This window comes from Niallia sp. Marseille-Q9988 (assembly GCF_976954375.1).
In genome coordinates this window covers 83,334-102,193 of the sequence record NZ_CDRJSZ010000014.1, presented here as the reverse complement: position 1 = coordinate 102,193, position 18,860 = coordinate 83,334, and the positions used below count along the sequence as shown (strand labels likewise).

The 18,860-nt window shown below is 36.5% G+C and carries 19 protein-coding genes; 1 reads left to right on the top strand and 18 read right to left on the bottom strand.

Annotation, left to right across the window (positions count from 1 at the left end):
- The first annotated feature begins 94 nt into the window (after positions 1-94).
- Positions 95-1,675, top strand: a complete 1,581-nt coding sequence (gene ggt / locus ACWNMZ_RS21540) for a gamma-glutamyltransferase (RefSeq protein WP_349204872.1) — start codon at positions 95-97, stop codon at positions 1,673-1,675.
- An 83-nt stretch (positions 1,676-1,758) separates the two neighbouring features.
- On the opposite strand, the gene ACWNMZ_RS21535 is transcribed toward ggt, so the two are convergent.
- The 18 genes from ACWNMZ_RS21535 to atpF form a co-directional block, all read right to left on the bottom strand.
- A complete protein-coding gene (locus tag ACWNMZ_RS21535) occupies positions 1,759-2,055 on the bottom strand; it encodes a hypothetical protein (protein ID WP_235251351.1) in 297 nt (98 codons plus the stop codon).
- 186 nt (positions 2,056-2,241) lie between these two features.
- The gene (gene fabZ / locus ACWNMZ_RS21530) at positions 2,242-2,679 is read right to left on the bottom strand and encodes a 3-hydroxyacyl-ACP dehydratase FabZ (RefSeq protein WP_031536700.1); all 438 of its coding nucleotides are present in this window, start codon (positions 2,677-2,679) and stop codon (positions 2,242-2,244) included.
- Positions 2,680-2,888: 209 nt separating this feature from the next.
- A complete protein-coding gene (locus ACWNMZ_RS21525; protein ID WP_235251348.1) occupies positions 2,889-3,173 on the bottom strand; it encodes a DNA-directed RNA polymerase subunit beta in 285 nt (94 codons plus the stop codon).
- A gap of 14 nt (positions 3,174-3,187) precedes the next feature.
- Positions 3,188-4,015 (bottom strand): flagellar hook-basal body protein, encoded by an 828-nt coding sequence (locus ACWNMZ_RS21520; RefSeq protein ID WP_449598890.1) that lies wholly within the window; start codon positions 4,013-4,015, stop codon positions 3,188-3,190.
- A 137-nt stretch (positions 4,016-4,152) separates the two neighbouring features.
- On the bottom strand, positions 4,153-4,968 hold the full coding sequence (locus ACWNMZ_RS21515; protein ID WP_031536703.1) for a flagellar hook-basal body protein: 816 nt from the start codon (positions 4,966-4,968) through the stop codon (positions 4,153-4,155).
- 354 nt (positions 4,969-5,322) lie between these two features.
- A complete protein-coding gene (gene mreB, locus ACWNMZ_RS21510) occupies positions 5,323-6,324 on the bottom strand; it encodes a rod shape-determining protein (protein ID WP_031536704.1) in 1,002 nt (333 codons plus the stop codon).
- Between the two features lie 736 nt (positions 6,325-7,060).
- Positions 7,061-7,333 carry a sporulation transcriptional regulator SpoIIID gene (spoIIID, locus tag ACWNMZ_RS21505; protein ID WP_016204804.1) on the bottom strand — a complete coding sequence of 91 codons (273 nt, stop codon included), beginning with the start codon at positions 7,331-7,333 and terminating at the stop codon, positions 7,061-7,063.
- A gap of 829 nt (positions 7,334-8,162) precedes the next feature.
- Positions 8,163-9,002, bottom strand: a complete 840-nt coding sequence (locus ACWNMZ_RS21500; protein WP_031536705.1) for a M23 family metallopeptidase — start codon at positions 9,000-9,002, stop codon at positions 8,163-8,165.
- 315 nt (positions 9,003-9,317) lie between these two features.
- Complete coding sequence (gene spoIID, locus ACWNMZ_RS21495) at positions 9,318-10,331, bottom strand: stage II sporulation protein D (protein WP_048718902.1); 1,014 nt, start codon at positions 10,329-10,331, stop codon at positions 9,318-9,320.
- Positions 10,332-10,686: 355 nt separating this feature from the next.
- On the bottom strand, positions 10,687-11,994 hold the full coding sequence (murA, locus tag ACWNMZ_RS21490) for a UDP-N-acetylglucosamine 1-carboxyvinyltransferase (protein ID WP_251628620.1): 1,308 nt from the start codon (positions 11,992-11,994) through the stop codon (positions 10,687-10,689).
- 33 nt (positions 11,995-12,027) lie between these two features.
- Positions 12,028-12,777 (bottom strand): YwmB family TATA-box binding protein, encoded by a 750-nt coding sequence (locus ACWNMZ_RS21485; protein ID WP_251628617.1) that lies wholly within the window; start codon positions 12,775-12,777, stop codon positions 12,028-12,030.
- 203 nt (positions 12,778-12,980) lie between these two features.
- On the bottom strand, positions 12,981-13,217 hold the full coding sequence (locus ACWNMZ_RS21480) for a DUF1146 family protein (protein ID WP_031536709.1): 237 nt from the start codon (positions 13,215-13,217) through the stop codon (positions 12,981-12,983).
- 173 nt (positions 13,218-13,390) lie between these two features.
- Entirely contained in the window at positions 13,391-13,798 is a 408-nt protein-coding gene (locus tag ACWNMZ_RS21475) for a F0F1 ATP synthase subunit epsilon (RefSeq protein WP_031536710.1), read from the bottom strand.
- A gap of 20 nt (positions 13,799-13,818) precedes the next feature.
- Entirely contained in the window at positions 13,819-15,234 is a 1,416-nt protein-coding gene (gene atpD / locus ACWNMZ_RS21470) for a F0F1 ATP synthase subunit beta (protein ID WP_031536711.1), read from the bottom strand.
- 73 nt (positions 15,235-15,307) lie between these two features.
- Complete coding sequence (gene atpG, locus ACWNMZ_RS21465) at positions 15,308-16,168, bottom strand: ATP synthase F1 subunit gamma (protein ID WP_031536712.1); 861 nt, start codon at positions 16,166-16,168, stop codon at positions 15,308-15,310.
- A 33-nt stretch (positions 16,169-16,201) separates the two neighbouring features.
- Positions 16,202-17,710, bottom strand: coding sequence for a F0F1 ATP synthase subunit alpha (gene atpA, locus ACWNMZ_RS21460; protein ID WP_031536713.1), 1,509 nt, complete (start codon positions 17,708-17,710; stop codon positions 16,202-16,204).
- Positions 17,711-17,736: 26 nt separating this feature from the next.
- Positions 17,737-18,273, bottom strand: a complete 537-nt coding sequence (locus ACWNMZ_RS21455) for a F0F1 ATP synthase subunit delta (RefSeq protein WP_251628615.1) — start codon at positions 18,271-18,273, stop codon at positions 17,737-17,739.
- Positions 18,270-18,788, bottom strand: coding sequence for a F0F1 ATP synthase subunit B (gene atpF, locus ACWNMZ_RS21450; protein WP_235251337.1), 519 nt, complete (start codon positions 18,786-18,788; stop codon positions 18,270-18,272). The genes ACWNMZ_RS21455 and atpF overlap by 4 nt, the downstream gene beginning before the upstream one ends.
- Between the last annotated feature and the right edge of the window lie 72 nt (positions 18,789-18,860).

The window sequence follows — 18,860 nt, the reverse complement described above, 5'->3', positions numbered from 1 at the left end:
TGAGTTTCCTTATTAGGCTAGATTCTCATAGACGAAATACGTCCATTCTAAAAAAACTAATTACATACTTGAAACTACATAGGAGGGAATAGACATGAAACAATCAATAGTTGGAACAAAATCCATGATTGTAAGTCCTCATTATCTAGCATCTTCTGCAGGAAATTCCATATTAGAAAAAGGAGGAAATGCCTTTGATGCAGCAGTAGCTGTTAGCGCTTGTCTAGCGGTTGTCTATCCACATATGACAGGACTTGGTGGTGATTCCTTTTGGTTAATGTACCATGCGAAAGAGAACAAGCTAGATGCTTATAATGGGAGTGGCCGCTCAGGAGCTAACATTACTCGCGCCAATTTTTCAGGTGAAGATGCTATTCCTTTTAGAGGGATAAGAAGTATTCTTACCGTTCCAGGGATGGTAGATAGCTGGGCTGCTGTATTAGAAAGATACGGAACAATGACATTATCCGAAGTCTTAGCTCCAGCGATTCATTATGCAGAATTTGGATTTCCCGCTTCAAACGATCAAATTAAGAATACGTTTAAAAATATGGACATTCTACAAGAAGATGAAGATATTGCATCGATTTTCCTCAAGGGAAATGAAGTACCTAAAAGGAATGAGAAATTTGTTCAAAAGGATCTTGCTAATTCCTTAAAAGAGATTGCTCGAAAAGGACGTAATGAATTTTATAAAGGAACATTAGCAGAAAAAATTGTCTCCAGCCTACAAAGCAAAGGCGGATTATTAACAAAAGAAGATTTTTCCAACCATTATGGTAATTGGGCCAATCCCATTTCTTCTACTTATCGAGAATATACCATGTACCAGGTTCCCCCTAATTCACAAGGATTTGTTGGATTAATGGCGTTAAATATTCTTGAAAACTTTGAACTACCTTCTATCCCACATAATTCGTACCAGTATTATCATTTACTTATTGAATCACTAAAACAAAGCTTTCAAGATAGAAATAAATATTTAACAGACCCTAATTTCAATGAAATTCCCCTGGACCACTTATTAAGTAAAACTTATGCAAAAGAACTAGCAGATAAAATTTATTTGGACCAAACAAATGCTATAACGACCCAAAGCGTTGGCAATGATACTGCCTATGCAGCTGTTGTTGATGAGAGTGGAAATGCCGTTTCTTTTATCCAAAGTATTTATTTTGAATTCGGATCGGGAATTGTAGCGAAAGATACTGGTATTATTTTGCAGAATAGAGGCTCTTTCTTTTCCTTAAACGAAAATAATGTTAATTGTTTAGAACCTAAAAAACGCACTTTTCATACGCTAATGCCAGCTATGGCCTTTAAAGGTGGTAAACCAATTGTTTTATACGGGACACAGGGTGGAGAAGGCCAACCTCAAACGCAAACCGTCATCATTACCAGAATGCTCGATTATGGGGTGGATCCTCAAACAGCTATTAATGAGCCAAGATTTGTCTGGGGAAGAACTTGGGGAAATACAACAGAAGAGTTAAAGATAGAAGGGCGTGTCTCAAAGGAAGTAAGAGATAAACTAAAACAGTCCGGTCATCTAGTGAAATCTGTAGAAGACTTTGATGATATCATGGGCCATGCCAATGCCATTCTCATCGATAGCCAAGGTTTCTTACATGGTGGAGTCGATCCAAGAAGCGATGGAGCTGCAATTGGACGGTAGTGTAGATAATGAGGTTTGTTCTTACCTGAAACTACTGATAGCTTCAGATAAGAACAAAGCCTTGCATTAGTGATACAGACTTATTACTCGTCTACGTCATCTTTGTCATTAGCGTCATTTTTATCTTCAATCATATCTTCACCAGGATCATTATCATCCGTAGTAGGATCTAAATCTTCATCTGTATTTTGATCTGGTACATCTGTTTCGTTATCATTATCTAAATCTGTATCTGGAACCACATCGTCCGTATCTAAATCTGTATCTTCAATTGTTGTATCATCATCTGGTGCTGGACTTTGATCATCATTGTCACCACAAGCTGTTAAAAGCATTGCGGATAACGCTGAAATACCTAATAACTTCATCCATTTATTCATTCGTTATACCCCTTTTCTTGATAAGTATCTTCATGACCTTTAATGGGTCAATAATTAGGTTATCCAAGAAAAGAAAATTATTACGTCTTATTCCTTAATTCCAATAATAAACAAAGATGTAAAGCTTCATTTTGCAAAAAAAGAGATGGACTCCCTATACGGCTTCCTATCCCTCTTCCTACTTTTTTACGCTTCTTTTTTATCCCCTAGGGCAAACATGATTTCTGCTTCACAAGCAATTTCGCCATCCACTGTAGCTACACATTTTCCCTTTCCAAAGTTTCCACGAACTCTTGTCATTTCTACTTCTAGACGAAGTTGGTCTCCGGGATAAACTTGCTTCTTAAAGCGACAGCTATCAACTCCTGCGAAAAATGCAAGTCTCCCTTTATTTTCTTCCTTAATTAACATAGCAACTGCTCCAACCTGAGCTAACGCTTCTACAATGAGTACACCAGGCATTACAGGATACTCTGGGAAATGTCCGTTAAAATACTCTTCATTGGCAGAAACATTTTTAATTCCAACTGCTTTTTTGCCTTCTTCCACTTCTAAAATTCTATCTACTAATAAAAAGGGATATCGATGAGGAATAATTTCTTTAATTTGATTGATATCTAACATTTTATGACCTCCTACTAATATGTGGTTATATATTATTGTACTAAATAATCCTATAAAAAAGGAAGGGATATCCCTTCCTTTTTTAAAAGATGTTTTTTAGAGAATGTGTTAATAGCCTGTCACTCTAAAAAGTTATAAAGCGTATTTTAGGTAAGCCACAATCAAAGAAAGGAGATATAATTGCTATTTTTTACAAATCCCACGCTTGTTTACTCTTCATTTATTAAATTGACAATATGTGTCCAAGTTTCCTTTTTAAAGGTATCGCTTGCTTTACCGTCTCCCATTACACTATACCCGACAAGCGCGCCTGCTAGAACACTAACAACCATTATCAAAATGATGGCAATTATGCGCAGCCATATAGGAAACAGACGAACTCTAACTTGTCGTTTAGGAGAAGCATTCTCTTCTGAATTCTTCTTCTCTTTCCGTAATTCTTTTACCTGTTCTCTTGTCTTAACCATTTCCTGACTACTGCTATTTAATGCCATCATTTTTCTCCTTTTTAACGTATTCCATTCACTAATCCCATCATCTGATCTGCTAAAGAGATGGATCTGGACTGAAATTGATAGGAGCGCTGTGTAGCAATCAGATTAACCATTTCTTTGCTTATATCTACATTCGATTGTTCCAAGGCATTTTGCTTCATCCCAATTTCATTTCTTCTAGCACCGTCTAGGTCTAAAATTGCTTGGTTTTCGTCCGCTGAGTCAGAAAGTCGGTATACATTATCCCCCGTTTTTTCAAGACTTTGCGGATTGTTGGCATAGGATATACCGAGATTCACCATTTCCTGTCCACCGTTATTCAACTGAACTGTTAGCGTTCCTGTTGATGAAAAAGAATATTCTTTACTATTATTATTTAATAAAATTGGGTTATTATTCTCATCAAGGATAGCATGGCCATCTTTTGTAACGAGCATATTTTCATTATCAGATACTGGAGATAAGTACATAGCTCCATCTCTTGTATAGCGAACTTCCGTTTCTCCACCGTCTTGCACTAGCACTCTGTATAATTGTCCTTCTTTTGTTAACGCCGTATCTAAAACACGATCAGATGCTTTTATGGTTCCCTGTGTCATCACTAACTGGGTTTGAGCAATTTTTGCCCCTACACCTTGTCTGATTCCGTTTGGAGTTTGACGATTGACTTCTTGCATTTCATCAGCTTGGTTATTAAATTGCTGAAAAAGCATATCCGTAAAGGTTCCATTTTGTTTTTTATAGCCAGTTGTATCAACATTGGCCATATTATTACTAATGAGATCCATTTGCTTTTGTAGCTGTGTTAATGTATTACTAGCCGTTATCATCGTTCTATTCATAGCGATTCCCCTTTACTACCCTTTCTATCGAAAAGCTGCTTTCGGAAAGCTTTTGCATGTAGCTTACAATCAAAATGGTTTATATTCCCCTATTGAAAAAAGCATTTATTTTAGAGAAATTCCAAAATAATCTAATCTTATATTTTTCCAATTTCATTTGCAGCTTGGTCCATGCTTTTATCATATGCCTGCAGCATTTTCTGATTTGCTTCAAAAGCACGATATGCTGTCATCATATCTGTCATGGTTTGGGCTGTATCAACGTTGGAATTCTCTAAGAATCCTTGTTTTATCTGGAAATTCACTTCATTATTTGCGTATGCACTCGGAAGTTCTGCACCGTCTTGCGCTCGATATAAGCCATCGCCCTCTTTGGAAAGCTGTTCTGGTGTATCTGTGTAGCTTATTCCAAGACGATATGCTTCCCCGTTACTCCCAGTAATCACCCCATCAGATGTAACGGAGAAATCTGTGCTAGTTAGTTGAATGGGTTCATTATTTTCATTTAAAACACGTAATCCGCTAGCAGTGGTTAAATAGCCTTGTCCGTCTAAAGTGAAATTTCCATTCCGTGAATATGCTATTTCGCCATTTGCATTTTGGATAGTAAAGAATATGCTGCCACTAGGATTTGTACCATTCCCTGGTACATTGACATTTAATAATGCCAAATCCGTACTTAGTTCCGTTTGATTAAGGTCTCCCTGTGTAAATTTTGGTGTCGCTTCCTGCATATAGACTCCTGTTGCTAAATAGCCTACTTCTTCTTTGTCTACAACACCAACTGCATTCTTGCTAACACTTTGCTGTAATAATTCCGGGAAGGCTCTCATAGACGATTGATCTGTTTTAAAACCTGGTGTCGTACTATTTGCCATGTTATTGGAAAGCATTTCTGTCTTACGCTGTTGTGCAAGCATACCAGAGGCTGCTGTATAGAATCCTTTAAACATACTTGTCTCCAATCTATACAATATTTTCGATTCTCATATATATATTCTATTATAAAAAAAATATGGAAATATTACATTAAATTTTGTTGAAAAAAGTCTAAAAATGTTTGTATTCATCATTTATTATATCGGGTTTCCATCATAACAATCTACTGGTAGATATAGGGGGAGTTTTAAAGGACGTTCACTTTCAATAATTCCTTCCTTAAAGCAAAAAAATCGGAACAAGAAAAAATTTTCTCATTTCCGATTTTTTAGGTTTAATGTTTCGTACAACGGGTATGAAATAACTAGATTTCATTTTCCTATGCATAAACAAGAACTTTTCGCTCTTGTTTATGCCCCCCATATTTATTAGCTTAATTTTCTTTTTGGGAGACGATCAATGTTATCTAACATAATCCCAGTACCTATTGCTACACAATCCATTGGATTTTCCGCCACTAATACAGGAACTTTAAGTTCATCCGCCAACAGTAAATCAATCCCATGAAGCAATGCTCCACCACCTGTTAAAATAACCCCACGATCAATAATATCTGCTGAAAGCTCAGGAGGTGTTCTTTCTAGGACACTTTTCGCAGCTTGAACAATTACAGACACCGATTCTCTTAATGCTTGTTCAATTTCATCTGAATAAACAGTAATCGTTCTAGGAAGTCCAGAAACCATATCGCGGCCACGAATATCCATTTCTTCTTTTCTAGATCCAGGGAAAACAGTTCCGATATTGATTTTTATATTTTCAGCAGTACGTTCTCCGATTAACAGCTTATATCTGCGTTTAATATATTGAAGGATTTCATTATCAAATTTATCTCCAGCCATTTTTATACTGGAAGATGTAACGATATCACCCATTGAAAGTACAGCTACATCCGTTGTACCGCCACCAATATCAACAACCATATTTCCGCTCGGTTGGAAAATATCCATTCCAGCACCAATTGCTGCAACTTTTGGTTCTTCTTCTAGATAGATTTTCTTTCCTCCGCTTTTCTCTGCTGCTTCTTTAATTGCCTTTTGTTCCACACTTGTAATATTTGTCGGACAGCAAATAAGAATTCTTGGCTTTGAAAGAAATCCTTTTACATTTAATTTATTGATAAAGTGCTTTAACATCGCTTCCGTTACGTCAAAATCAGCAATAACGCCGTCTTTTAATGGTCGGATAGCCACGATATTCCCAGGTGTACGTCCAACCATACGACGTGCTTCTTCTCCTACTGCTAATACTTTGCCTGTATTGCGATCTAATGCCACAACAGAAGGCTCGTTTAATACAATACCTTTTCCTTTTACATGAATTAGAACATTCGCTGTTCCTAAATCTATACCAATATCTCTAGCAAACATTAAATACGCTCCTCCTTTGTCTTAGCTTATCCTTTTATTTGATTTAATCATTTCATTTTCCTTATAGAGACTAAGAGCTGGCTTTCACACTATATGTAACGATATCTTCATACTTAAGTTTCATTAAATGACACTACTGGCCAATAAATATTCATTTTTTCTTTATTCCTGTTTAAAATGGGTTTTATTCGCACAGCTTTCCGAAAAATGCCAGCCATTATTTTTATCGCTTAAATATGTCTTACTTATCGCTCTATATTAAATCAACCATTTTTTCTTTTTCAATAGACGAATTATGTATGTTTTTGGTTAAAATTTTGTATGTTTTTTCTCTATCTATTTATACCACTCTAATTTTTTATTCTATCACAAGGATGCAGAAATAAGTAACTTTTTGTCAAAAAAATGAGTTTTTTTTCACAAAAAGAATTTATAATTATGTTAGGCAGCTCTTAAACGACCACCACACCATTTTCAAGCTGGTTATGTTTTCTTTACAAAAGAAAAAGGACATTGATTTCAAAGTCCTTTAAAGCTATTATGTACCTTTTCTTAGCATTTCAATCAGCGTCTCTTTTTATACAAATCTTTTTTTCTATCGATGAAGTCACCTCCATCGATAGACTGTTGTAGCTGCATTTCACAAACTTTCCTTTCTGTTTTAAAAATCACTAGGGCATTTTTATCCTTATTTTTTGCCATGCTAACAGTTCTACAAAATTGCCCCATTTGCTTTTTACTGTACAGTTTCCCCTTCTAACTCTTCTTTTTTATACTTCATTTTAGTTGCTTCCCCACCACGCAGATGTCGAATTGATTTATGATAATCAAGTATCTCTTTTACTTCATTTGCTAAATCTGGGTTAATTTCAGGAAGTCTTTCTGTTAAATCTTTATGGACTGTACTTTTGGATACGCCAAACTCCTTCGCTATTACGCGAACCGTTTTTCTCGTCTCCACGATATACTTTCCAATCTTGATAGTTCTCTCTTTGATGTAATCGTGCACACCACTCGCCCTCCCTAAATTGGATGTGAGAAGTGTGAAATGAGACTCGCTTTTCGCTTCATCGAAATTCTTCATCCCGCACGTTTCCTTTCCTACAAAATACGATTCTTCATGCGGCAGAAAGTCAAAGGCTTTCTGTACTTATTATGATTAAACATGTCCTCGACTACATATCCATTGTCTTCAAACGACCCCTCACTCCAAACTTCCTCTTTGTAAGGTTTGTAACATTTTATTAGCTTGGATGATACTTTATGCAGAAAAATATGAATAGGGACAAGGTTTGTCTAATTTTTTTTATGATTTCTTTGATTTTAATGAGTTTTTTAACTAAAATTCTTTATTTTGCTGAATTAAAGAAGGTTTATATGGAGAGCACATGAGGAATTTAAAATGTGGATCGATTATTTGAGAATGAAATACTACTACCCTTTAATAAGCTTATTTATCCAAAACTGATTGTTTCCTAAGGACAATTATTTCCCGAGAAATTTGTCAGTTTCCGTACCTAATTGGCAACTTCCATCAAACATTTCTTAAAACATGGAAATAAACCTATTACTTTTTACCTAATAAAGATTTGAATAGGTGAATTAACGGAACTAGCACCATCATGAAAGGAAGGAGGAATTTATCTAAAAGCTTAGTTGTTTACATAAACGCGGCTTCTCATTTCGACATTTCCCATGCTAAAAATATTTTTTTCGCGTAGAAAGTTATATAGACATAAAAAAAGAGTGCTATAAAGGGCTTCTTACTTTGCAAAAGATGATATCTCATGCATGTAAGAAACCGATTTATAGCAACCCCTATTTTCACAGTTTTTCAATTATGCGTTCGGATCTGTAGTTCCTTCTGCATCTTCATCCTGATTAGAATTTATTCCATTTTCTAATGAGTTATCTGTTGGCATTTCTTCATCAGCAGATTCAGACTCTTCCACCTCTGAATCAGCTTCTGATGTAGCACCAGAAGTATCATCACTTTCCAAAGCACTTAATGGCTTACCAAAATAATCAATTGGGTTTACCGCAACATTGTCTTTTCTTACTTCAAAGTGAACATGAACACTTGCATCTTGATTTAACTTACTTTTTCCAGCAGTGGCTAATGGTTGACCTTTTTCCACTTCATCTCCAACTTCTACTTGGAAATCCTTCACAGACTGGTAATATGTTTTAATCCCATTTTCGTGATCAATTTCAATCGTGTTACCTAATAGAGAATCTTCCGCCACTTTCGTAACAGTTCCGCTTAAGGCAGCTACCACTTCGAATTCGCTATCATCTTCCATTTTTAAATCAATACCTGTGTTTGGCTGATATTGATTATTATAAAACACTAATGATTCAGCTTGTTTTTCTTTACTAGCCGTATTATCGTAGAATTCCTTTTGTGTAATAAATGACTCTTCATCTACTACTGGCCACGCAAAGTTTTCAAATTCTTTTGCTACTGGTTCTGCAGGTTCATCGATTTGCTTTGTTGGCATATCAGCATCATATTTATACTTATCTGTTTCTGATGCGCTATTTTGATACCAAAGAACACCTGTTAGAATAATAGCAGCACTTGCGATATAAACGGCTGGAAATGCCCAACGCTTTTTAAAAAAGCTTTTTACTTTTGACTTTTTTGGAGAAGTACGTTTGTTTTCTTCCTCTCTCATTTTATCATCACCTCAGCAATCATTCTGAACAGATAATGATAAATATATACCTATTAGCAAAAAAATTTTTTTAGACTTATTTTTCGACAAAGTTCTTTATTATATACATGGAAATTTATTTTTTATTTGTAGCGTAGAAAAAAGCAAGTCTCGGGATGGAGACTTGCTTAGTTTGAGTTTGGCTGATATTCTCGTTGCTTTGGCTGATTTCCTCGCTGCTTTGGCTGATTTATCATTATTTTGGCTAATACCCTCGCTACTTTCGCTGATTTATCACTATTTCGGCTAATACCCTCGTTACTTTCGCTGATTTTCTTATTTCTGAGCTGTATATTTCGTCAGCATATCATCTGAGGCAGTGACTTCAACCCCTTTATAATAGTATTTAACGATTTCATCATATGTTTTTCCGTTCGCTGCCATTCCATTTGCTCCATATTGGCTCATTCCGACACCATGACCATATCCCTTTGTGGCAATATATACGGTCTCTCCTTTTCGTTCCATAGTAAAGTCAGTTGATTTAAGATTTAACTTTTCTCTAATATCTGTTCCTGACATCTCTTTTCCGTTAATTTTGGCACTTGCTATTCTTTTTCCCTTTGTATATTTAACATCTTCTAATACTTCACTACCAGTCCCTAAAGACACTCCTAGCGTCTTCTCAAACTCCTTTACAGTCAATGTCACTTCCCCATTAAACTTAGGAGAATTAACATCCCACGGGCTTTCTACGCTTTGTAAATAGGAGATAGAATTTGGCCATATTGCATCTGAGTTTTCCGTGTAGCCATTGCTTGTGGAGAAGAAAGTGGCATCAATCGGATCACCTTTATAGGTTAAAATTTGTCCCTTTGTAGCAGCTACAGCTTCTTCGATTTTTTCCATATTCTTTTTCCAATCATAACCGGCATTTTCCCAAATTTTCTTTAACTCGTCTTGATTGTTGTATACTTGATAATCAATTGTGTCTCCAACAAGGGCACCGTCTGGTAAATCTGATTTTTCTTGATTCATCATTCTTTTTACAATATATGTTCTGGCTGTTAAGGCTTGTGCTTTCAATGCTTCCATTTCAAACTTTGCCGGCATTTCAGAAGCAACAACCCCAACTACATATTCTTCTAAATCTAATTTCTCAACTTCTTGCTTATTCTGCCTGTATACGGCTACTTCTATAGCTGGCTCTTTGGCTTCTGCAGATTCTACATTACTGTTTGGCTCATCCTTTTTTTCCTGAATAGAGGGTAAAACAAGGATTGTGGGAACAAGTAAAGTGATAGCAAACAGAATAACTCCTAGTACGATGAAAGGTTTGATTTTAATCATGAATGAAAAGCCTCCATAAAATAGAAATAAGACCTTCTAACTGTCTCTAAAACATTCTTATGGAGGTGGACAAGCTTTTATTCCTTCTTTTTCTGTTTAAATCGATAGCTTTTCACTAAAAAAATTGTTCTAAATATGTCGGTTTTGCATACTATTTTAGCAATCCTGTTATTTATGCACCTCTTGTTATTTCCCCATTACATAACACCTTTTCCATTAGCCATTTTTAAAGGAAGCTAATACCCATTTCGATTTGTTTTTAAAATATTTTTTACATGCTATGTATAATTTTGCCCACAAAAAAACAAACTTTATTTATCTGAACGTAAACGATAAATAAAGTTTGCCCTTTGTTTTATGCATTTAAATCCGCAACATAGCTTGCAGTTAATGTTAATTCACTTTCTTCCGTAATTCTTTCGATATCAGCACCTAAGGCAGCTAATTTCTGATGGAAATTTACATAGCCACGATCTAAATGCTTAAGCTCTGTAACGCGCGTGATACCATCAGCTACAAGTCCAGATAAAATCAGAGCAGCAGCGGCACGCAAATCTGTAGCAGCTACTTCTGCTCCTTGCAGATTAGTTGGTCCGTTCATTACAACTGAACGACCTTCAATTTTCACATCGCCATTCATGCGTCTGAATTCTTCTACATGCATAAAGCGATTTTCGAAAACTGTTTCCGTAATCATACTTGTTCCTTTTGCACGAAGAAGTAATGCCATCATTTGTGATTGCATATCTGTTGGGAATCCAGGATGAGGCATTGTTTTAATGTCTACAGCTTTTAAATTCTCAGCACTAACAACACGAATACCATCTTCTTCTTCTTTGAAGATAACACCCATCTCTTCCATTTTTGCAATTAAAGAAGATAAATGCTCAGGAACTGCACCCTGTACAAGTACATTTCCGCCAGTGATAGCAGCAGCAATTAAGAATGTACCAGCTTCGATTCTGTCAGGAATAATAGTATGTTCTGTACCATGTAGCACTTCCACACCTTCGATACGAATTGTTCCAGTACCTGCACCTCTTACTTTTGCTCCCATTTTATTTAGGAAGTTTGCTAAATCCACAATTTCTGGTTCTTTTGCTACATTTTCTACAATTGTTGTACCTTCTGCTAAGGAAGCAGCCATCATAATATTTTCAGTAGCACCTACACTTGGAAAATCAAGATAGATTTTCGCTCCTTGTAAACGGCCTTCTACTGAAGCTTCGATAAATCCATTACCAACCTGAACCTTTGCTCCCATTGCTTCAAAGCCTTTAAGATGCTGATCAATTGGTCTTGAGCCAATTGCACAACCTCCAGGTAATGCTACTCTTGCATGGCCATTTCTAGCTAACAATGATCCCATAACTAAAACAGATGCACGCATTTTTCGTACATATTCAAATGGTGCTTCCACACTTAAGTCCCTTGATGCATCAACGGTTACTTCACCATTTTCAAAATGTACATCTGCATTCAAATATCTTAATACTTCATTAATCGTATATACATCTGAAAGAGTCGGAACTGATTTAATTATACTTTTTCCATCACTTGCTAATAATGTAGCGGCGATCACAGGCAAAACGGCATTTTTTGCGCCTTCCACTTTAACCGTTCCATTTAACCTTTTTCCGCCGCGGACGATGATTTTATCCAAAGTCTATTCCCCTCCGCGTCCAATATCTCTATATTAATATTCAATCGTTATGATGGGTGTGCCAACTACGAACGTAGTTTTTCCTCCCATATCTTGTGTTCTCAATCCTATTTGTACGTTCATTTCCTTTTCGCTATTATCAATTCGTTCTTCAAATAAGGGCGAATAAGCGGAGGTGGATATAAAATCACCCTCTTCCAACGCCTCTACTTCTTTTGCTTGAAATGCATTTAGCAATTGGTTAACTTTATAAGGCAAAGTCCCATTCATCTTATCACTGAATTCGCCTTTAATACAAGAGAAAATTGTCGGTTCCCCACGAAATATGTTAGAAATTTTTTCGTTAATTTCCATATCTAACCTTTTCATTTCTTTATCCTCTAACTTTTTCCCTCTCACCTCATAAATAATATATGATTGAACGGTATTAGTTGTTAAAGAAGTGGTTATAATAATACTTTCTTCCGTTTGGTTACTGGATGGAACGATCATTTTTGCTTGCCAGTTTTGATGTGTTTTCATTTCTACCCAGTCACCATTTGGGAAAACTTTTTTCAATTTTGACTGATATGCTTTTGCATCTTCTATACTTGTAACATTATCCAGCCTTTCTCTTGCATGCAGAGACCATTCATTTATTGCTACGTTTTCTTGTTTTTGTAAAATTTCATTTATTGTTATTAAATCTGACTTTGTTCTCGCGATAGTGATGTTATTCCCAAATGTTAGGCAAGCCAAACCAATTATAATTATTATAATAATTAACGTTTTATTTATCTTCATTTCAATTCCTCCCCCATACTACCATTGTTTCCAGAGAGAAGAATTGCATACTAGTGATTAATCGTCACTTTTTGACATGAATAAAACATTAACCAAGGAACAAACTATTTAAGCACACAAAATGAATTTTACTGAAAAAACGAAGCAATGAAAACATGTATGAAGACCTATCTTTTCTTATTAATTGTTTCTATTTTTGGTAATTAATTCAATATTAATGGTAATTGTTGTGACCAACTTAAGTAGTCTAGTAAAAAGTTACTGACAATCGAACCCATAATAATGGCTAATAATACATACAATACTCTTGCCTGGAAAACTCGATTTTTACGAAGAAATTTCTCGAAGTTTAGTGACTGTAATGCCCACCACGAAAGAGCTATAAACACGATATGTATTAATATACTTAGTAATGCCTGTTGTCCAAAAGCATCAATCATTTTTTCCTCCAATCTATCCTTTCAGATTCAACTATTATTTGACGTATTTACCTATCAAAAGGTTTCACTTTTGATTCAGGTATTTTTTTTGATTTTTTGTCTGTTTAACCACAGCTTGATATTCTCTTTTTCAAAGCACTCCACAGATTAAAAAAAGCCCCCTTAGGGACTTTTTAGTATTTTTTCTCAACAATGGATATACGATTCATTGCACGTTGAAGAGCAAGTTCTGCACGTCTAAAGTCTACATGCTCTGACTTCTGAGCATGTAATCTTTGTTCTGCGCGCTCCTTAGCACGTAAGGCACGATCATAATCAATTTCTTCCGCTAATTCAGCAGATTGAGCAAGTACTGTCACCTGATCCGGGCGAACTTCTAAAATTCCACCATTCACCGCTAGATATTCAGAATCTGAACCTTTTTTCAAATGAACAGCTCCTATTTTCAGTGGAGCAACCATCGGAATATGTCCTGCTAAAATTCCAAGCTCTCCACTTTCTGCTTTTGCGATCACCATATCTACATCTGATTCATGCACCGGGCCATCAGGAGTTACTACATTGACTTTAATCGTCTTCATTACTACCCCTCCTGATTAGTTTATACTTCCACACCCATAGATTTCGCTTTTTCAATTGCTTCTTCGATACGTCCAACTAAGCGGAACGCATCCTCTGGAAGATGATCATATTTTCCATCAAGAATATCTTTAAATCCTTTTACGGTTTCTTTTACAGGTACATAAGAACCTTTCTGACCTGTAAATTGCTCCGCTACATGGAAGTTTTGAGATAAGAAGAATTGGATTCTTCTTGCACGGTGAACGATTAATTTATCTTCGTCACTTAGCTCGTCCATACCTAGGATACTAATGATATCTTGAAGCTCTCTATATCGTTGTAGTGTAGATTGTACACTTCTTGCTACATTATAGTGCTCTTCGCCAACAATTTCAGGAGAAAGGGCACGAGAAGTAGAAGCAAGTGGATCTACTGCTGGGTAAATACCCATCTCTGTTAATTTACGCTCAAGGTTTGTTGTTGCATCCAAGTGAGCAAATGTTGTAGCTGGCGCTGGATCTGTATAGTCATCCGCTGGTACATAGATAGCTTGGATAGATGTTACAGAACCTACATTTGTTGAAGTAATACGTTCTTGTAATCTACCCATTTCTGTTGCTAACGTCGGCTGATAACCAACCGCTGATGGCATACGGCCAAGCAATGCAGAAACCTCAGAACCAGCTTGTGTAAAGCGGAAGATGTTATCAATGAAGAATAGAACGTCTTGTCCTTGTTCATCACGGAAATATTCTGCCATTGTTAATCCTGTTAAGGCAACACGCATACGAGCACCTGGTGGCTCGTTCATTTGTCCGAACACCATTGCTGTTTTCTTAATAACGCCAGAATCTGTCATTTCATGGTAAAGGTCGTTTCCTTCACGTGTCCGTTCTCCAACACCTGCGAATACAGAAATACCACCATGCTCTTGAGCGATGTTATTAATTAATTCCTGAATTAAAACGGTTTTACCTACACCGGCTCCACCAAATAGACCAATTTTACCACCTTTAATATAAGGTGCTAATAAGTCTACTACTTTAATACCTGTTTCTAAAATTTCTACTTGTGTTGATAATTGTTCAAACTTAGGAGCTTCTCTATGAATAGAATCACGTCTAGCACTCGCTGGAATTTCGGAATCTAAATCAATGGTTTCTCCTAAAACATTAAATACACGACCTAACGTAACATCACCAACAGGAACAGAAATAGATTTTCCAGTATCTATAACCTCTGAGCCTCTTGTAACGCCATCAGTAGAAGACATTGCAATAGCTCGAACTGTGTTATCACCTAAATGAAGGGCCACTTCAAGTGTTAATTCTACGTTAGAAGTACTATTTGGACCTGGAACAACTCTTAATGCGTTGTTAATGTCAGGCAGACTTCCTCCATCGAACTTCACGTCAACAACTGGTCCCATAACTTGAAGAATTCGTCCTGTGCTCATTATTTTCCCTCCTAAACTTTCTTAAAAGCAGGTTCTGCTAAACCTTACGTCAAGCAGAACTTATTAATCATCGTTATTCTAACGCTGCAGCTCCACCAACGATTTCTGTAATCTCTTGTGTAATCGCAGCTTGTCTTGCACGGTTGTACTGTAGACTTAATTCACCTATTAATTCTTTCGCATTATCAGTAGAATTCTTCATCGCAGTCATACGTGCAGAATGCTCACTTGCCTTACTATCTAGTAAAGCACCGTATAGAAGACTCTCTGCATACTGCGGTAATAGCACATCAAGAATCTCTTCTGCTGATGGCTCAAATTCATATGATGTCAATGTAGTATTCGTAGCATCCATATCCGTTAAAGGAAGAACCTTCTTCTCTACTACATCCTGTTGAATTGCACTTACATAATGACTGTAATAAACATTGAGCTCATCAAAAGTACCATCATCAAACATGCCTACTGCTTTACTTGTTACATCTTTAATATCTAGGAAATCTGGTAGGTCTGGTATTCCAACTACATCCAAGATGACATTATGTCCTTGTTTTAATAGGAAATCTCTACCGATTCTTCCAATGACAATAATGGCATACTCCTCTTTTGATTGATGTCGCTCATTAATTGTTTGATTCAATTTTCTAAGTACGTTACTGTTGTATGCCCCTGCCAGTCCGCGTTCGGAAGTGATGACAAGATAGCATGTTTTTTTAACAGGACGCGTTTGAAGCATTGGATGGCTAACGCCTGAGCTGCCGAGCGCTACTGAATGTGTCACTTCTTCCATTTTAGACATATACGGAATAAATGCTTTTACATTAATAACTGCTCTATTCATTTTAGCCGAATATACCATTTGCATGGCTTTCGTAATTTGGCTAGTCTTTTTAGTTGATTCAATACGAGCTTTTATATCACGTAAAGATGCCAAAGATTCTCACCACCAATCTTTAAGTTTGCCTTCTTATTCAGAAGCTACAAACGTTTTTTTGAAATCGTTAATTGCTGCTGTCATATCATCATCAGATGGAAGATCTTTTGTTGAAACAATCTGTTCTACCACATTTGTATGATTGTGATCTAGCCAATTTAAGAATTCTTCTTCGAAACGTCTAATATCAGTAACAGGAATATCATCTAAGTGACCACGTGTTAGGGCATATAGAATCGCAACCTGTTTTTCTACTTTTAACGGTTTATTAAGATCTTGCTTCAATACTTCTACTGTGCGAGCACCACGATTTAATTTATCTTGTGTCGCTTTATCTAAATCAGAGCCAAATTGAGCAAATGATTCTAGCTCACGGAATGATGCAAGGTCCAGACGCAATGTTCCTGCAACCTTTTTCATTGCTTTGATTTGTGCAGAACCACCAACACGGGAAACAGATAAACCTGCATTTATCGCTGGGCGTACACCAGAGAAGAATAAATCCGATTGTAAGAAAATTTGTCCATCTGTAATCGAAATTACGTTTGTTGGAATATAAGCAGAAACGTCCCCTGCTTGTGTTTCAATAAATGGAAGAGCCGTAATAGAACCTCCACCTTTTGCGTCGCTTAATTTAGCAGCACGCTCAAGAAGACGAGAATGCAAGTAGAATACATCCCCTGGATATGCTTCACGACCTGGAGGACGACGAAGTAATAGGGACAATTCACGATAAGCGGATGCTTGTTTTGTTAAATCATCATATACGATTAAAACATGCTTACCGTTATACATAAATTCTTCACCCATTGCTACACCAGCATATGGAGCTAAGTATAGTAGTGGTGCTGGTTGAGAAGCAGAAGCTGTGACAACGATTGTGTAATCTAATGCACCATTTTTACGTAGTGTTTCTACCGCGTTACGTACAGTTGATTCCTTTTGTCCAATCGCAACGTAGATACATACCATATCTTGGTCTGCTTGGTTAAGGATGGTATCAATCGCAACAGATGTTTTACCAGTTTGACGGTCACCGATAATTAATTCACGTTGTCCACGACCGATTGGCACTAATGCGTCAATCGCTTTAATACCTGTTTGAAGCGGCTCGCTTACAGATTTACGATCCATAACGCCAGGTGCTAAAAATTCGATTGGACGTGTTTTTGTTGAATTAATTGCTCCTAGTCCATCTACTGGTTGTCCTAAAGGATTAACTACGCGTCCGATTAACGCATCTCCTACTGGAACTTCCATGATTCTTCCTGTACGACGAACTTCATCGCCTTCGCGAATATCTGTGTAAGGACCAAGAATAATGATACCTACATTGCTTTCTTCTAAGTTTTGAGCTAAGCCCATTACTCCATTAGAAAATTCAACAAGCTCCCCAGCCATACAGTTATCCAGGCCATGTACACGAGCGATACCATCACCAATATTAATTACCGTACCAACTTCGCTTACTTGAACTTCTGATTGGTAACTTTCAATTTGCTTTTTTATAAGAGCACTGATTTCTTCCGCTTTGATGCTCATGCGTTTCACCCCTATCTAAAGAATTACTATCCTAATAATTGTCGTTGTAGACGGTTTAGCTTCCCTTGAAGACTACCATCAAATATTTGATTACCTATTCTTACTTTAATTCCACCTAATAGGTTAGAATCAATGATATTTTCAATATTTAGCGATATTTTCCCAACTTTTGCAGCGAAAGTAGCTGAAATAGCTCTTTTCTCATCCATAGTTAACGGTTTGATGGAATATACTCTTGCATCTGCAACCCCTTTTGCTTCATTTACAAAAGCAATAAATTGATCACAAATACTAGTAATCATCTCTTCCCGATGGAGATCAATCAGTAGCATCAAAAGATTTTGTATATACTCACTTGCTGAAGCAAATGCTACTTTCACCATTTCTTTTTTCTTTTCTAATGAGATATTAGGAGATTGTAGAAATGTATGAATGTCTGGCGAAGAGGTTAAAAGTGATTTCACTACGCGAACTTCTTCATCCAATTGATCTATCTGTCCGTTTTCTTTGGCGATTTGGAAAAGGGCTAAAGCATAACGCTTTGCAACACCTGTATCCATCATCGTTTCTCGCCTACCTCTTGAATGTAATCATGAATTAATTTTTCTTGATCTTGCTCATTTAATTCTTTTTCGATCACTTTAGAAGCGATTAATACAGAAAGAGAAGTAACCTGATCGCGAATTGTTGCAACAGCTTTTTCTTTTTGTTGCTCAATTTCTACTAAAGCAGCATTTTTTAATCGTTCTGCATCTTTTCTAGCATCGTCAATGATTGTTTCTCTTTGAGCATCTGCTTGTTGTTTAGCTTTATCGATTAATTCTTGTGCGTCAGTACGCGCTTCTTTCAATAACGCTCTTTGTTCTTCTAATAGTTTGGCAGCTTCTAGTCTGCTTTTCTCTGCATTATCTATTTCATTTGCAACGAATTCCTCGCGATCCTTCATTATTTTCATTAAAGGACCCCAAGCAAACTTTTTGATTGCCCACAATAATAATAAGAAAGATCCTAATTGAACAGCTACGTCGCCGCCCGCGAATTCCATTACGGCACCTAATACTAATCCATTTGTGAACACGCTTGATTCACTCCTTTCAGGTAATGTGTTTTATCACATACAGGAAACCTTTATTCGCTTATGGAAAAAAGG

What these genes read in the sequence shown, in the direction of transcription:
- ACWNMZ_RS21480 (WP_031536709.1), bottom strand. Translation starts at nt 13,217, where the DNA reads ATGATTGATGCTTTTGGACAACAGGCATTACTAAGTATATTAATACAT.
- fabZ (WP_031536700.1), bottom strand. Translation starts at nt 2,679, where the DNA reads ATGTTAGATATCAATCAAATTAAAGAAATTATTCCTCATCGATATCCC.
- ACWNMZ_RS21485 (WP_251628617.1), bottom strand. Translation starts at nt 12,777, where the DNA reads ATGAAGATAAATAAAACGTTAATTATTATAATAATTATAATTGGTTTG.
- spoIID (WP_048718902.1), bottom strand. Translation starts at nt 10,331, where the DNA reads ATGATTAAAATCAAACCTTTCATCGTACTAGGAGTTATTCTGTTTGCT.
- atpA (WP_031536713.1), bottom strand. Translation starts at nt 17,710, where the DNA reads ATGAGCATCAAAGCGGAAGAAATCAGTGCTCTTATAAAAAAGCAAATT.
- atpD (WP_031536711.1), bottom strand. Translation starts at nt 15,234, where the DNA reads ATGAGCACAGGACGAATTCTTCAAGTTATGGGACCAGTTGTTGACGTG.
- ACWNMZ_RS21500 (WP_031536705.1), bottom strand. Translation starts at nt 9,002, where the DNA reads ATGAGAGAGGAAGAAAACAAACGTACTTCTCCAAAAAAGTCAAAAGTA.
- ACWNMZ_RS21475 (WP_031536710.1), bottom strand. Translation starts at nt 13,798, where the DNA reads ATGAAGACGATTAAAGTCAATGTAGTAACTCCTGATGGCCCGGTGCAT.
- mreB (WP_031536704.1), bottom strand. Translation starts at nt 6,324, where the DNA reads ATGTTTGCTAGAGATATTGGTATAGATTTAGGAACAGCGAATGTTCTA.
- ACWNMZ_RS21525 (WP_235251348.1), bottom strand. Translation starts at nt 3,173, where the DNA reads ATGGCATTAAATAGCAGTAGTCAGGAAATGGTTAAGACAAGAGAACAG.
- ACWNMZ_RS21520 (WP_449598890.1), bottom strand. Translation starts at nt 4,015, where the DNA reads ATGAATAGAACGATGATAACGGCTAGTAATACATTAACACAGCTACAA.
- ACWNMZ_RS21455 (WP_251628615.1), bottom strand. Translation starts at nt 18,273, where the DNA reads ATGATGGATACAGGTGTTGCAAAGCGTTATGCTTTAGCCCTTTTCCAA.
- ggt (WP_349204872.1), top strand. Translation starts at nt 95, where the DNA reads ATGAAACAATCAATAGTTGGAACAAAATCCATGATTGTAAGTCCTCAT.
- ACWNMZ_RS21515 (WP_031536703.1), bottom strand. Translation starts at nt 4,968, where the DNA reads ATGTTTAAAGGATTCTATACAGCAGCCTCTGGTATGCTTGCACAACAG.
- ACWNMZ_RS21535 (WP_235251351.1), bottom strand. Translation starts at nt 2,055, where the DNA reads ATGAATAAATGGATGAAGTTATTAGGTATTTCAGCGTTATCCGCAATG.